Origin of the sequence: Streptomyces sp. NPDC050416 (assembly GCF_044458845.1) — a bacterium.
In the GTDB taxonomy this organism is placed as follows: Bacteria; Actinomycetota; Actinomycetes; order Streptomycetales; family Streptomycetaceae; genus Streptomyces.
The window spans coordinates 351,643-365,416 of the sequence record NZ_JBITII010000001.1 but is presented as its reverse complement, the minus strand read 5'-3'; the positions used below and the strand labels follow the sequence as shown (position 1 = coordinate 365,416).

Genomic DNA, 13,774 nt, shown 5'->3' with positions numbered 1-13,774 from the left:
GGCGGCGAAGCGCGAGACGTCGTCTCCCGCCCCGCCGCCAGGCGGCGCAGGGACGTCAGCGCACCACGCTCAGCGACAGCGCGAACCGGCCCGCCTCGTCCGTCCACCAGTGGGCCAGGTCCAGCCCCGCCGCGAACAGTTCGCTCCGCACACCCTCCTGCCGGAACTTGGCCGACACCTCGGTGCGCAGCTCCTCGCCCGCCGCGAAGTCGACCGCGAGGTCGAGCGCCGGAACCTTCACAGTCTGCGCCGTACGGGAGCGCAGCCGCATCTCGATCCACTCGTGCTCGGCGTCCCACAGGGCCAGGTGGTCGAACGCGGCCGGCTCGAAGTCGGCGCCCAGCTCCCGGTTGATCACCGTGAGCACGTTCTTGTTGAACGCGGCCGTCACCCCGGCCGCGTCGTCGTACGCCCGGACCAGCACCTCCTCGTCCTTGACCAGGTCCGTGCCCAGCAGTAGGGCGTCGCCCTGGGCGAGCAGGGCCCGCACGGACGCCAGGAACGCGGCGCGCTCGGCCGGCAGCAGGTTGCCGATCGTGCCGCCGAGGAACGCCACCAGCCGGGGCCCCGGCGTCTCCGGCAGCGTCAGTTCCGCGGTGAAGTCGGCGATGAGCGCGTGCACGTCGAGCCCCGGCCGCTCTGCGGCGAGTGCCTGCCCGGCCTGGGTGAGGGCGCTCTCGCTGACGTCGACGGGGACGTAGGTGCGCAGGTCCGTCAGCGCGTCGAGCAGATGCCGCGTCTTCTCCGAGGAGCCGGAGCCGAGCTCGACCAGGGTGCGGGCCCGGGTCGCCGCGGCGATGTCGCCCGACCGCGCGACGAGGATCTCCCGTTCGGCGCGCGTCGGGTAGTACTCGGGCAGTTCGGTGATCTTCTCGAAGAGGTCGCTGCCGTGCGCGTCGTAGAACCACTTCGGCGGCAGCGTCTTGGGACGGCCGGTCAGACCCCGGTGGACGTCGGCGCGCAGCGCGGCGTCCGTGGCGTCCTCGGGCAGTGTGCGGGTGAGGTGGAACGGGCTCACGTACGGGGCTCCTTGGGTGAGGCGGGCACGAAGGTGTCGGCCGGCTCCTTCAGCGGCGTGAGCAGCACGTCCGTGCGGCTCGCCGCGAGCAGCGTGCGGTCGGGCACCTCCTGCCAGTGCGGATCGTCGTCGTAGGGCTCCGAGGCCACGACGGTGCCGCCGCCGGGCCGGGTGAGATACCAGAGGGTGTCGCCCCAGGCGGTGGCGGTGACGGTGTCGCCGTCGGTGAGCAGGAGGTTGAGCCGGGAGCCGGGGGCCGCGGCGGCGACCTCCAGGACCGTGTCGGCCAGGGCCTGACCCTGCTCGTCGCCGCTCCTGAGCCGGGCCAGGACCAGGGCCCACACGAGCGCCGAGTCGTTGCGGGCCTCCAGCGACAGCAGGTCCTCCGGCGGCAGCGTGCGGGACACGGGCGCCAGCGATCCGGGCCAGCCCTTGACCGCCCCGTTGTGGCTGAACAGCCAGGTCCCCGCCGCGAACGGCGCCGCCGCGGCCTCCGCGTCCGCGCCCGACAGCGTCGCGTCGCGCACCGCGGCGAGCAGTGCCGTGGACCGTACGACCCGGGCGAGATCGGCGAACGACAGGTCCGCCCAGATCGGCCCGGCCCGCCGGTAGCGCGCCGGCACCGGATCGCCCTCCGCGTACCAGCCCACGCCGAAACCGTCGGCGTTGACCGTCCCGTACCGCTGCCGCCGGGGCGCCCACGACTGCCGGTACAGGCCGTGCGGGGGCTCCACGAGGAACCGGCCGAGCGGCTGAGCCGGTCCCACGTACGCCACATGACGGCACATCAGACGTCCTCCGAGCGGGCCGTGCGGAACCCGGAGAAGATCTGCCGCCGGATCGGGTGGTCCCAGTTGCGGAACGTGCCCCGGCAGGCCACCGCGTCCACGGCGAACGAACCGCCGCGCAGCACCTTGTAGTCGGACCCGAAGAAGACCTCCGAGTACTCCTTGTACGGGAACGCCCTGAACCCCGGATAGGGCAGGAAGTCGCTCGCCGTCCACTCCCACACGTCGCCGATCAACTGCCGTACGCCGAGCGGTGACTCGCCGGCCGGGTAGCTCCCGGCGGGCCCCGGACGCAGATGCCGCTGGCCGAGGTTGGCGTGCTCGGGCCCCGGGTCGGCGTCGCCCCACGGGTAGCGCATGGAGCGGTCGCCGGCCGGGTCGTACCGGGCCGCCTTCTCCCACTCGGCCTCCGTGGGCAGCCGGCGTCCCGCCCAGCGTGCGTAGGCGTCGGCCTCGTACCAGCACACGTGCAGCACCGGCTCGTCCGGCGGTACGACCTCGGTGACGCCGAAGCGCCGCCGCAGCCACTGCCTGCCGTCCCGCCGCCAGAACAGCGGGGCCGTGAGGGAGTTGCGGCGGATGTGGGCCCAGCCGTCCGCCGTCCACCAGCGCGGGTCGTCGTAGCCGCCGTCATCGATGAAGGCCTGGTACGCGCCGTTCGTCACCGGCGTGGTGTCGATGTAGAAGGGCGCCACCTCGCGCCGGTGCGCGGGCCGTTCGTTGTCCAGGGCCCACGGCTCGTCGGAGGTGCCCATCGTGAACGGGCCGCCCGGAACCAGGACTTCGGACGGGCCGGTGAACAGCGGCACCGGTTCCGGGTCGGGCGCGGTCAGCGCCTGCGGACCCCGGCGTAGCTGATGGGTGATCAGCATGGTCTCGTCGTGCTGCTGTTCGTGCTGCGCGATCATCCCGAAGGCGAACCCGGCCTCCGTCAGCCGCGTCCCGTGGAACGCGGCCTTCTCCAGCACGTCCAGGGCGCGGCCACGGACATCGGCCGCGTACGTGCGTGCCTCGGCGGGCGACAGCAGGGGCAGCTTGGGCCGCTCGGCCCGCGGATGCTCGAACGCGTCGTAGAGGCCGTCGATCTCGGGCCGTATCGCCTCGTGTCCGGCGACGGCCCGCAGCAGCCACTGCTCCTCCTGGTTGCCGATGTGCGCCAGGTCCCACACGAGCGGCGACATCAGCGGCGAGTGCTGCGCTGTCAGGTCCGGGTCCTCGACGCAGCTCGTCAGCAGGGTGGTGCGGTCGCGGGCGAGAACCAGCGAGGCGACCGCCCGCTCGCGCAGGACCTCGGGGTCGGTGGTGCCGGGGTCGACGGCCGGGCTGGTGTCGGTCATGAGCGCGGGTCCTTCCCGTGGGCGCGACCGTCCGTGCCGCGCTGTCGGTCGAGCAGGTCGTCGGCGGGGCAGCGGCCCAGGACGACATGGCGGTCCAGATGGGCCGTGACGGCCTCGACGACCTCGGGCCCGGCGCCGAGCCGGGGCAGGGCCTCCAGCGCGGCCGTGAAGCACGTGACGGCCACCTCGCGCAGTTCGGCGTCGGCCAGCCCGTTGCGGGCCGCGTCGACCCACAGCGGGTTGTGCGGCGCGGCCAGCCCGAGGGTGCGCTCGGCCAGCGGCTTCACGGCGCGGTAGGCGGTCTCGGCGGCCTCCGGGTCGTCGAACAGCGCCGCCGTCACGGCCAGCGGCACGATCCAGCCGTCGTCACCGGGCTGCGCGTCGATCATGCGCAGTTCGAGATGGCCGCGCGGCCTGACCGGCGGGAACAGCGTCGTGACGTGGTAGTCGAGGTCCTCCCGCGTGGGCGGCCTGGGCACGCCCGTGCGGATCCACTCGCGGAAGGTGAGCCCCTCCGGGACGTCCCAGGGCCCGCCGTCGCGCCGCACGCACATCACCGGGGAGTCCAGCACGTGCCGGGCCCAGGCGCCGCGCGGGTCGGCGTCCAGGGGCGGTCCGCCCGCCCGGCCGGCGCCGATCCGGGTCCACATCAGCTGCCGGGTGGACAGCCAGCCGGTCGGCCGGTGACCGGCGAGCGGGGAGTTGGCGAACACGGCCACCAGGACCGCGCCCAGGTGATGGGCCAGCCACCAGCGCCGCACATGGCCGAGGGGCCCGGGCTCCTCGTGGCCGGCGTCCACGCACACCTGCACGGAGGCGGAGGCGCACATCATGGCGCGGCCGGAGGGGCCGTTGCGGTCGAGGCAGGCCTCCATGGCGTCGTAGCGCGGTGCGCGCAGGAACCGGCGGGGTTCGTGCCAGGGATCGTGGCCCAGGCCGACCAGCGTGAGGCCGTGTCCGCGCAGGACCGCGCGGACGGCGTCGAGGTCGGCGGAGACGGTGGCGATGACCTCCATCAGCGAGTCGGCGGGGGGCGAACTCAGCTCCAGCTGGCCGCCGGGCTCCACGGTGAGCGCCGACCTCAGGGACAGGGGCCGCAGTGCGGCGTAGGCCGCGTCGAGTCGTTCGGGTGTGACGGGGAGCTGCGGTGCGCGCAGCTCGTGGACGAGCCATTCCACCTCGACGCCGAGGCGGCGCGGCGGGCCGGTCTTGAAGCAGATGCCGCGGACCAGAGCTTCGACCTCGGCTTCGGACAGGGCGGTGTGCGGCTGGGTACAGCCACCCGCCGGGGCAGTGGGCGCATCGGACATGTCGGGATCCTCCTGAGATTCCACCATGCCACCGGTTCGGGCACTTCGGCGGCCCGGGCCGGGATCACTCGTCCCACCCAAGTCCCTCGTGTCGCTCGGCACAAGGGGGCGTACCGGGGCGTTCCGGGGCGGCCATCCGGGCCGGCCGGGCGTTTCCCGGTGCTTTCCCCGGTGTTCTCCCCGGTGTTCTCCCGTGGCGAAAACTGCGTTGCACCGCACGTCCGGCATCACCCACCATGCCTGCGTGAGCACGACAAGACCGACGCGCAGGCACGCGGTCACGGCGCACACGGGGGTGGCGCCGTGAGCGCGCGCCTGCGCGGCGTCGCGCAGCAGACCGAACAGATCGTGGCGGCGGGCGCCTACCGGGCGCCGGACGGGCGCGAGGTGTCCCTCGCGGCCCAACTCCGGGCGGCCCGCGAGGGCACGCGCATGTACGGTCCGGAACCGGTGCCGGTGCCCGTGCCCTCCGTTCAGGTGACTCGGACGCTGGCCGAGGTCACGGGCGAGAGCAGCCTGGAGGCCGCCCGCCGGCTCGGCGGACACGTGGCGGTACTGAACTTCGCCTCCGCCCGCAACCCCGGCGGCGGTTACCTCAACGGCGCCCAGGCCCAGGAAGAGGCCCTGTGCCGGGCCTCCGCGCTGTACACCTGCCTGCTCCGGGCCAGCGCGTTCTACGACCACCACCGCGCCCACCGTGACCCGTTCTACACGGACCGTGTCATCCACTCACCCGGCGTGCCCGTCTTCCGCGACGACCGAGGCCGCCTGCTGGACGAGCCGTACACCGCCGGCTTCCTGACCGCGGCGGCGCCCAACGCGGGCGTGGTCCACCGCACGGCACCCGAGCGGGCCCCCGAACTGCCGCGGGCGCTGGCCGTCCGCGCCGAACGGGTCCTGGAGACGGCCGCCGCCCACGGCTACCGGCGTCTGGTGCTGGGCGCCTGGGGATGCGGCGTCTTCCGCAACGATCCGGCGCAGGTCGCTGGGGCGTTCCGGACGCTGCTGGAACCCGGCGGGCGCTTCGCGGGGGCCTTCGAGCACGTCGTCTTCGGGGTGCTGGACCGGACGCCCGGCGCCGCGGTGCGGGGCGCCTTCGAACAGGCTTTCAGTTCCAGCCGTAGCGTTCCCGCAGCCGGTGCCTGACGAGGTTGAACCGCATACGGTCCAGGGCGCAGGCCTCCCGGCGCATGCCGTCCTCGTGCAGACGCAGGACCCGGTCCACATCGACCCACGACTCGCGGCCCGACCGGTCCCACGGTCCGCTGCCGATCGGCACCCACTCCCGATCGCCGTCATGCCGCTTGCTGGACAACTGCACGGCGAGGAACGTCCCCGCCGGCTCGCGGGCGACCACGAGCACCGGGCGGTCCTTGCCGCGCCCGTCGTTCTCCTCGAAGGGCACCCACGTCCAGACGATCTCGCCGGGGTCGGGGTCGCCGTCGTGCGCGGGCGAGTACTCGGTGCGCACCCGGCCCACCTCGCGCGAATCGGCCTGAGTGGTGGCGGAGGGGCCGAAGCGGCCCGGGACGTTTTCATCGGTAAACGCGGTCACGCGGGCACCCTAGACGCTGCTCCCATGCACCCGGCCACCGACCGGTCCGCCCGGCGAAACCCCGCACGGTCGCTCAGGCGGCGGCCGAACGTTCGGCGACCGGCGGCGCAGGCCACTTCTCGTGCCACCGCAGCTCCGCCTCCAACTGCGCGGCCACCTGCACCAGAAGCGGTTCGCTGTTCGCCGGGCCCAGCAACTGGGCCCCGACGGGCAGACCGTCCGCCGTGAAACCGGCGGGTACGTTGACGCCCGGCCAGCCCAGCACGTTCCACGGCCAGGCGTACGGGCAGGCGGCGATCATCGCCCGGTCGGTGGCGAAGCCGCTGAGTTCCAGCAGGGCGCCGATCCGGGGCGGGGGAGCGGCGGTGGTGGGCGCGAGGACGACGTCGTACGAGGTGAAGAACCCGCCGATACGGCCGTGCAGGACGGTCTCGGCCCGCCGGGCCGCCCGCAGCGGTGCCCCGCCGAGCAGCCGCCCCAGCCGCGCCGCTCCCAGGGTGCGCCGGTCCAGGAGTGCCGGGAAGGGCGCCTCGGCCACCCGCTCGGCGATCCCGGCCGTCGCGCGCGGCACGAAGGTCAGCCCGATCCGCCCGTACGGTGGGTCCGCCTCCTCGACCGTGTGCCCCAACGCCGCCAGCCGCTCGGCGAGTTCGACGACCCGCGTCCGCACCTCAGGCAGAAGCCGGGCGGGCACGGCCGTGAACGGCGGTTTGAGGGCGAGCGCGATGCGCAGCCGCCCGGGGTCGCGGCCGACGGCCGCCGACGCGTCGACGGCCGGGGGCCGGTGCGGGTCCAGCGCGTGGTTGCCGCTCGCCGCGTCCAGCAGCAGGGCCGCGTCGGCGACCGTACGGGCCAGGGTGCCGTTGACGGTGATGCCCTGGAAGGACTCGCCGCGCGGCCAGGTGGAGACGCGGCCGCGCTGCGGCTTGATGCCGACCAGATGGGTCCACGCGGCCGGGATCCGCACCGAGCCGGCCCCGTCCGAGCCGAGCGCGGCGGGCACCAGACCGGCGGCGACCGCGGCGGCCGAACCGCCCGAGGAACCACCCGGCGTATGGGCCGTGCTCCACGGATTGCGCGTGGCGCCGAAGGCCGGCCCCTCGGTGAAGGGCCACTGCCCGAACTCACAGGTGTTGGTCTTGCCGACGATCACGGCTCCGGCCGCGCGCAGCCGCCGCACCGCCTCGCCGTCCTCGGCGACCGGCGGGAACTCCCCGCAGCAGCCGAAGGCGGTCGGCTCACCGGCGACGTCCATGTCGTCCTTCACGGCGACGGGCACCCCGAGCAGCGGCCTGCGCACACCCGCGGCGAGTTCCCGGTCGGCGGCCTCGGCCTCGGCGAGAGCCGCCTCCGCCCGGACGATCCGGAAGGCGTTGATGCTGCCCTGTGTGGCCTCGATCCGCGCCAGCGTCCGCTCGACCAGCGCCCGGGACGTCACATCCCCGGCGGCCAGCGCACGGGCGGTCTCCGCCAGGCCTGCGGGACGGTCGAGCGTCATACGGACACCTCCGGAAGCAACCTCTCTACCGAACGGTAACGTCCGATGGCCGACGGCGGAACGCCGACGACGGAAGTGCAAATCCACCCACTGGCCACATCTACCTCACTGGGCTCTTCCGCTCCTGTTCAAACCATTGACGCCTCTCCGCCTCGCCCTTACTTTCTGATCCCTCACGTCTGATCGAGTTGCCGAACCTTGTTCGGTATATCGATCCCTGTGTCTCAGGGAGAGCCGCCCGTGACCTCACACCCCGCCGCCCCGTCCCGCCGTACGCTCCTGCGCGCCCTGGCAGCCCTGCCCGCCACGGCGGTGCTCCTGGGCGAGGCGCCCGGACTGCTCGGCAGCGCCCTGGCCGCCGCGCCGCCGAACGGCTCGGCCACCCGCTACACGATCGTGCCGTTCCTCGACAGCGACGACGGGACGGTCAACGTCTACCAGTCGGACGACGCCACCGACTTCCGGCTGCTGCGCTCCTCCGCGTACACACCACCCGCGAACCGGATCCGCGACGCGAGCGTCATCAGACACACCGACGGCTACTACTACGTCACCTACACCACGCACACCTGGCAGGACACCAGCAGGACCATCGGTTTCGCCCGCAGTTCCGACCGTGTCAACTGGACGTTCCTGTACGACTACACCGTCCCCGTCGCGAACCTCTCCCGCGCCTGGGCGCCCGAGTGGTTCGTCGACAGCGACGGCAGCGTCAGCGTCATCGTGTCCTGCTCCACCACGAACGACGAGTGGATCTTCACGCCGTATCTGCTCAGGGCCACCAACTCGGCCCTGACGGCGTGGAGTACACCGGTCGCGCTCGCGGGCATCGGCGCCAACCACATCGACACGTTCATCGTGAAGATCGGCTCGACCTACCACGCCTTCCCGAAGAACGAGACGACGAAGTACATCGAGTACGCCACCGCCTCGAACCTCACCGGCCCGTACACGATCCGCAGGACGGGCGACTGGGCGGGCTGGGGCAGTTACCGCGAGGGTCCGGCGCTGGTGCGGCTCGACAACGGCGGCTGGCGCATCTTCTTCGACGGCTACGGCGACCACAGCTACTACTACTCCGACAGCTACGACACCTTCGTCACCTGGACGGCACCGGCCGCGCTCCCCGGTATCTCCGGTACGGCCCGGCACTTCACGGTCGTCAAGGAGACGGTCTCCGGCGGCCCGAGTCTCGCCCGCAACACCACCCGCTCCTTCCGGTCGGCCAACTACTCGACCCGCTACTGGCAGCAGCAGTCCGGGCTCCTCAACCTGCCCGTGGTCAGCGGCTCCAGCACCACCGCCGAGAAGCAGGCCGCCACCTTCACGGTCGTCGCCGGCCTGGCCGACGCGAGCGGCTGCTCCTTCCGCGACGCGGCCGGCAACTACCTGCGCCACTGGGACTTCCGCGCCCGCTTCGACCCGAACGACGGCACGAGCACGTTCGCCAAGGACGCCACGTTCGTCCTCCGGACCGGCACGGCATCGGGCGCCGTCCGCTTCGAGTCGTACAACTACCCCGGGCACTACCTGCGCCACTACGCCTACCAGCTCCGCGTGGAACGCGCCGACGGGACGGACCTGTTCCGCCAGGACAGCTCGTTCGTGCCGGTGGCTGCCTGGGCGTGACCTGCACCGCTGCTGACCCGGGCTCCGCGGTCAGGGCTGTGGGGCGCCACCCATCTCCGCGGTGAAGACCGTGGGGTCACTGTCGAACCCGCGGACCATCTCGTGGAACTCCCATGCCCCGGAGGGAAGCCGGGTGAACTCCGCGACTGTCGCTGCGGTGGATGCGGAGACCTGCGCGAAGTCGTCCTTCAGAAGCTCCTTGTAGCCCTCGACGACCAGCACTCCAGCGTTCGACATGTCACCGAAGGTCTTGGGACCGCTGTTCTGGTGGATCGCTACGCCCACGACCACCCGTGCGAAGGAGGAGGCGAGGCGATCGAGTTCCAGGGTCATCACTTCGACGTAGCCGAAGCCCTGGCCGGTCTGGCTGTGCCGGCTCATGTTGATGGTGCCGTCCGGTGAGCGGCTGTCGAAGTGGACGACGTACACCGGCCGCCCGTAGGGGGCCTCCGCCGAGTAGGTCGTGGCGATGATGTCGAGATGGTGGGGCGGCTGATTCCAGGGACTCGGGTCCCATTTGAGCCGCACCTCGGCCTTCCCTACGTACTGCCTGTCGCTGCTCACCGGATCGCTGCCTCTCCCACGTCAAGCCATCACGGGGTGGTTGCCCCCATGGTCAAGTATGGCTCTCGGTCAACCTGTTGAAGCCTTGGGCGGCCCGCGTGGGCCTGATAGGCGTCAGTGGCTGCCGGTGAGTTCGCCGCTGAGCCTTTCGTGGATCTGGGCGCTCGGCTTGTTCAGGCCGATGATCTCGACGCTCTTGCCGCGCTGGGCGTACTTGGTCTCGATGGCGTCCCAGATATGGGCGGCACGACGACGCCGATGGCGAGGTTGTCGGTGGCGACCACGCAGGCGACGGTGATGACCATGACGGTGATCTCCCCGGCGGGCATCCGCTTGGGGGTCTTCGGGGCGACGGTGTGCCAGTCGAAGGTCGCGAAGGACACCATCACCATCACCAGGGCAGCCCGAAGACGATGCACAGCACCATCAGGAAGGAGCCCGCCAGAAAGGTGGACAGGCGGGTGCGCGCCGGACACCTTCACATTGATCATTGTCTGGCCGATCATCGCCGGCCGGCTCCGGCATGGTCGATCGGCGCTGCGGGACACATCCGGCAGGCCCGGTACCGGCAGGGAGGACGGCAGGTCGCCCCTGCCGCCCACAGCCGGCACCGCGATGCCGGCGGACCGGCCAATCCTGCGCTGTCGCGCCTGGTGGATCAGGGAATCCGTACGGTCCTGAAGCACGGTCGGCTCCGGCCTCTCCCGACGGATCGACACTCAGACGGCACTGACCGCCTTCGAGGTGTCGGGTCCGTGCGGGACGGGTGGGCGACCCGCAGCCGACGGGAGGCTGAGCACCATGGTGAGTCCGCCGCCCGGTGTGTCCTCGGCGTCGAGGGTGCCGCCCATCGTCTCCGCGAAGCCGCGCGCCACCGCCAGGCCGAGGCCGACGCCGGCGCCGCGCGGGGCGTCGCCGTACCGCTGGAAGGGCTCGAAGATACGGGCCTTGGCCTCGTCGGGGACGCCCGGACCACGGTCCACCACGCGGATCTCCACCCGGTCGGTGATGGCGCTCGCCGAGACGAGCACCGGCTCACCGGGCGGGCTGTACTTGACCGCGTTCTCGACGATGTTGGCGACCGACCGTTCCAGCAGCCCCGGGTCCACGGAGACCATCGGCAGTGTCTCGGGGAGGTCCAGCTCCACGCTCTCCTCGGGGTCCGGTATGCCGCCCAGCGCCATCGGCACCACCTCCTCCAGGTTGATCTCCCGGATCAGAGGAGCGACGGTGCCGGTCTGCACCCGGGACATGTCGAGGAGGTTGCCCACGAGGTGGTCCAGGCGGTCTGCGCCCTCTTCGATCCCGGCGAGGAGTTCGGCCTGGTCCTCCTCGGACCAGTCGACGTCGTCGGACCGGAGCGAGGTGACCGCGGCCTTGATCGCGGCCAGCGGGGTGCGCAGGTCGTGGCTGACGGCGGCCAGCAGGGCGGTGCGGATGCGGTTGCCTTCGGCCAGTTCCTTGGCCTGGTCGGCCTGGTGCTGCAGGCGTTGCCGGTCCAGGACGACGGCGGCCTGGGCGGCGAACGCCGCGAGCACCCGGCGGTCCTCGGCCGGCAGGACGCGGCCGGACAGGGCGAGGGCCATGTGATCGCCGACGGGCATGTCGACGTCGGCGTCCTCAGGGCGCGTCATGGGGCGGCTGTCTCCGACGCCGGCCGTGACCGTCCACGGGGCGACGTCCGATTCCCGTTCCATCAGCGCGACCGAGTCCATGCTGAACGTCTCGCGGACTCGTTCCAGCAGCGCCTCCAGACTGGTCTCGCCGCGCAGCACACTGCCCGCCAGGAAGGAGAGGATCTCTGCCTCGGCACGGAGCCGGGCCGCCTGGTGCGTACGACGGGCCGCCAGGTCGACGACCGAGGCGACGGAGACGCCGACCGCGAAGAACACGGCGATGGCGACGATGTTCTCCGGATCGGAGATCGTCCAGGTGTGGACCGGCGGCGTGAAGTACCAGTTGAGCAGCACCGAGCCGGCAGTCGCCGAGGCCAGGGCGGGCAGCAGCCCGCCGAGCAGGGCGGCCCCGACCGTCAGGGCCAGGAACAGCAGCACGTCGCTGGTCAGGTCCGGCCCGGTGCCGATGTGCGTGAGGACGAAGGCGAGCAGGAGCGGGCCGAGTACGCCGACCAGCCACCCCCAGATGATGCGGGCACGGCCCAGCCGGGCGCCGCGCGCGATCGGCAGTCCGCGGCCCTTGGCCACCTCGTCGTGGGTGACGATGTGGACGTCCAGGTCCGGGCCGGATTCGCGGGCCACGAGGGCGCTCACGCCGGGGCCGAACATGTACTGCCAGGACCGGCGGCGGCTGGCGCCGAGCACTATCTGGGTCGCGTTCACCCCGCGCGCGAAGTCCAGCAGTGCGGTCGGGATGTCGTCGCCGACGACATGATGGAAGGTGCCGCCCAGGTCCTCCACCAGGGTGCGCTGGACGGCCAGTTCCTTGGGCGAGGCCGACGTCAGGCCGTCGCTGCGCGCGATGTAGACGGCCAGCACCTCGCCACCGGCGCCCTTCTCGGCGAGGCGTGCGGCGCGGCGGATCAGCGTACGCCCCTCGGGACCGCCCGTGAGACCGACCACGATCCGCTCGCGCGATCCCCAGATCTTCGATACGCCGTGCTCGCCCCTGTACTGCTGCAGGTATTCGTCCACCCGGTCGGCCACCCACAGCAGAGCCAGCTCTCGCAGGGCGGTGAGGTTGCCGGGCCGGAAGTAGTTGGAAAGGGCCGCGTCGATCTTGTCCGGCTTGTAGATGTTGCCGTGCGCCATCCGGCGGCGCAGCGCCTCGGGTGACATGTCGACCAGTTCGATCTGGCCGGCGCGGCGTACCACCTCGTCGGGAACCGTCTCCTTCTGCCGTACCCCCGTGATCGACTCGACGACGTCGCCCAGCGACTCCAGATGCTGGATGTTGACCGTCGAGACGACGTCGATGCCTGCCTCGAGCAGTTCCCCGACGTCCTGCCACCGCTTGGCGTTACGGGAGCCGGGGATGTTGGTGTGGGCGAGTTCGTCCACGAGCGCGACCTGCGGGCGGCGTGCGAGGACGGCGTCGACGTCCATCTCCGTGAACGTCGTGCCCCGGTACTCCAGCTGCTTCCTCGGTACCTGCTCCAGGCCGTGCAGCATCACCTCGGTGCGTGGCCGGTCGTGGTGCTCGACGAAGGCGACCACGCAGTCGGTGCCCCGCTCGATACGGCGGTGGGCTTCGGACAGCATGGCGTAGGTCTTGCCGACGCCGGGTGCCGCGCCGAGGTAGATCCGAAGCTTGCCGCGTGCCATGGACTGGTCTCTGGGTTTCCTTGCGGGGGTGGATTCGGGGAGGTGGTCAGGCCTCGAAGCGGTAACCCGTGCCGGGCTCGGTGATCAGGTAGCGCGGATGGGAAGGGTCCGTTTCGAGTTTGCGCCTGAGCTGGGCCATGTACACCCGAAGATAGTTGGTCCTGTTTCCTGAGGACGGTCCTCAGACCTCCTGCAGGAGCCGCTTCTGTGTGACCGGACGGCCCGGGTTGGTCACCAGGAGCTCCACTCCGACATGTAAACAACCATAGTTGTGCAACCGGTGTTGTTCAATGGCAGAGTGGGCCCATGCAGCAGCCACTCGACCCATACGACCTCGACACCGGCACGCTCGCCCTCTTCGCGGGCTTCGCCGCCACCGCCGCCGTCCAAGACGAACTCGCCGCCCACGGCTTCTCCGACCTGCGCATGTCCCACGGCTACGTCTTCCAGCACCTCCTCCACGCCCAGCCCACCATCGGCGATCTCGCCGAGAAGCTCGACATGACCCAGCAGGGAGCCTCCAAAACGGTCGCCGAACTCGAACGCCTCGGCTACACCGAACGCCTCCCGGACCCCCGCGACGCCCGCATCCGCCGCGTCACGCTCACCCCCCGCGGCCACGAAGCCGTCGCCGCCGCCCGCCATGCCCGGGCAGCACTGGAAGAACGACTCCGGCAGCGCTTCGGCACCACGGCCCTCGACGCCGCCCGCACCCTGCTCGCCGACCTCCTCGACGACCTCGGAGGCACTGCGGCCGTCCAGCGCCGCGAGGTCAGGCCGCCCCGCTAGGGGGT

General features: G+C 71.8%; 11 protein-coding genes and 2 pseudogenes. 3 read left to right on the top strand and 10 right to left on the bottom strand.

All coding sequences use genetic code 11. The annotated features are described in order from the left end of the window. Positions 1–55: 55 nt before the first annotated feature. The 4 genes from egtD to egtA are packed head-to-tail and all read right to left on the bottom strand — an operon-like array spanning position 56 to position 4,453. Positions 56–1,018, bottom strand: coding sequence for an L-histidine N(alpha)-methyltransferase (egtD, locus tag ACIBL4_RS01700; protein ID WP_399405413.1), 963 nt, complete (start codon positions 1,016–1,018; stop codon positions 56–58). Beyond that, positions 1,015–1,806 (bottom strand): ergothioneine biosynthesis protein EgtC, encoded by a 792-nt coding sequence (gene egtC / locus ACIBL4_RS01695; RefSeq protein ID WP_399405411.1) that lies wholly within the window; start codon positions 1,804–1,806, stop codon positions 1,015–1,017. Before egtC ends, egtD begins: the two co-directional genes overlap by 4 nt. Then, the gene (gene egtB, locus ACIBL4_RS01690) at positions 1,806–3,143 is read right to left on the bottom strand and encodes an ergothioneine biosynthesis protein EgtB (protein WP_399405409.1); all 1,338 of its coding nucleotides are present in this window, start codon (positions 3,141–3,143) and stop codon (positions 1,806–1,808) included. Before egtB ends, egtC begins: the two co-directional genes overlap by 1 nt. Next, positions 3,140–4,453 (bottom strand): ergothioneine biosynthesis glutamate--cysteine ligase EgtA, encoded by a 1,314-nt coding sequence (egtA, locus tag ACIBL4_RS01685; RefSeq protein ID WP_399405407.1) that lies wholly within the window; start codon positions 4,451–4,453, stop codon positions 3,140–3,142. Before egtA ends, egtB begins: the two co-directional genes overlap by 4 nt. 303 nt (positions 4,454–4,756) lie before the next feature. Here egtA and ACIBL4_RS01680 point away from each other — a divergent pair, with 303 nt between their 5' ends. Further along, on the top strand, positions 4,757–5,599 hold the full coding sequence (locus ACIBL4_RS01680; RefSeq protein WP_399405405.1) for a TIGR02452 family protein: 843 nt from the start codon (positions 4,757–4,759) through the stop codon (positions 5,597–5,599). Here the strand turns inward: ACIBL4_RS01680 and ACIBL4_RS01675 are convergent. Together ACIBL4_RS01675 and ACIBL4_RS01670 are read right to left on the bottom strand one after the other, a co-directional pair. Further along, positions 5,562–6,008 (bottom strand): type II toxin-antitoxin system PemK/MazF family toxin, encoded by a 447-nt coding sequence (locus tag ACIBL4_RS01675; RefSeq protein WP_399405403.1) that lies wholly within the window; start codon positions 6,006–6,008, stop codon positions 5,562–5,564. The genes ACIBL4_RS01680 and ACIBL4_RS01675 overlap by 38 nt on opposite strands. A 73-nt stretch (positions 6,009–6,081) precedes the next feature. Continuing rightward, positions 6,082–7,506 (bottom strand): amidase, encoded by a 1,425-nt coding sequence (locus ACIBL4_RS01670; RefSeq protein ID WP_399405401.1) that lies wholly within the window; start codon positions 7,504–7,506, stop codon positions 6,082–6,084. Between the two features lie 240 nt (positions 7,507–7,746). Here ACIBL4_RS01670 and ACIBL4_RS01665 point away from each other — a divergent pair, with 240 nt between their 5' ends. Further along, complete coding sequence (locus ACIBL4_RS01665) at positions 7,747–9,135, top strand: glycoside hydrolase family 43 protein (protein WP_399405399.1); 1,389 nt, start codon at positions 7,747–7,749, stop codon at positions 9,133–9,135. A gap of 30 nt (positions 9,136–9,165) precedes the next feature. On the opposite strand, the gene ACIBL4_RS01660 is transcribed toward ACIBL4_RS01665, so the two are convergent. The 4 genes and pseudogenes from ACIBL4_RS01660 to ACIBL4_RS01645 form a co-directional block, all read right to left on the bottom strand. After that, positions 9,166–9,699, bottom strand: coding sequence for a TerD family protein (locus ACIBL4_RS01660; RefSeq protein WP_399405397.1), 534 nt, complete (start codon positions 9,697–9,699; stop codon positions 9,166–9,168). A gap of 114 nt (positions 9,700–9,813) precedes the next feature. Continuing rightward, positions 9,814–10,325: pseudogene (locus ACIBL4_RS01655) on the bottom strand (sodium-independent anion transporter); the annotation flags it as partial. A gap of 93 nt (positions 10,326–10,418) precedes the next feature. Continuing rightward, positions 10,419–12,980, bottom strand: a complete 2,562-nt coding sequence (locus tag ACIBL4_RS01650) for an ATP-binding protein (protein WP_399405395.1) — start codon at positions 12,978–12,980, stop codon at positions 10,419–10,421. Between the two features lie 46 nt (positions 12,981–13,026). Then, positions 13,027–13,227: pseudogene (locus tag ACIBL4_RS01645) on the bottom strand (winged helix-turn-helix domain-containing protein); the annotation flags it as partial. A gap of 59 nt (positions 13,228–13,286) precedes the next feature. Here ACIBL4_RS01645 and ACIBL4_RS01640 point away from each other — a divergent pair. Beyond that, a complete protein-coding gene (locus ACIBL4_RS01640) occupies positions 13,287–13,769 on the top strand; it encodes a MarR family winged helix-turn-helix transcriptional regulator (RefSeq protein ID WP_399405393.1) in 483 nt (160 codons plus the stop codon). Positions 13,770–13,774 lie beyond the last annotated feature (5 nt).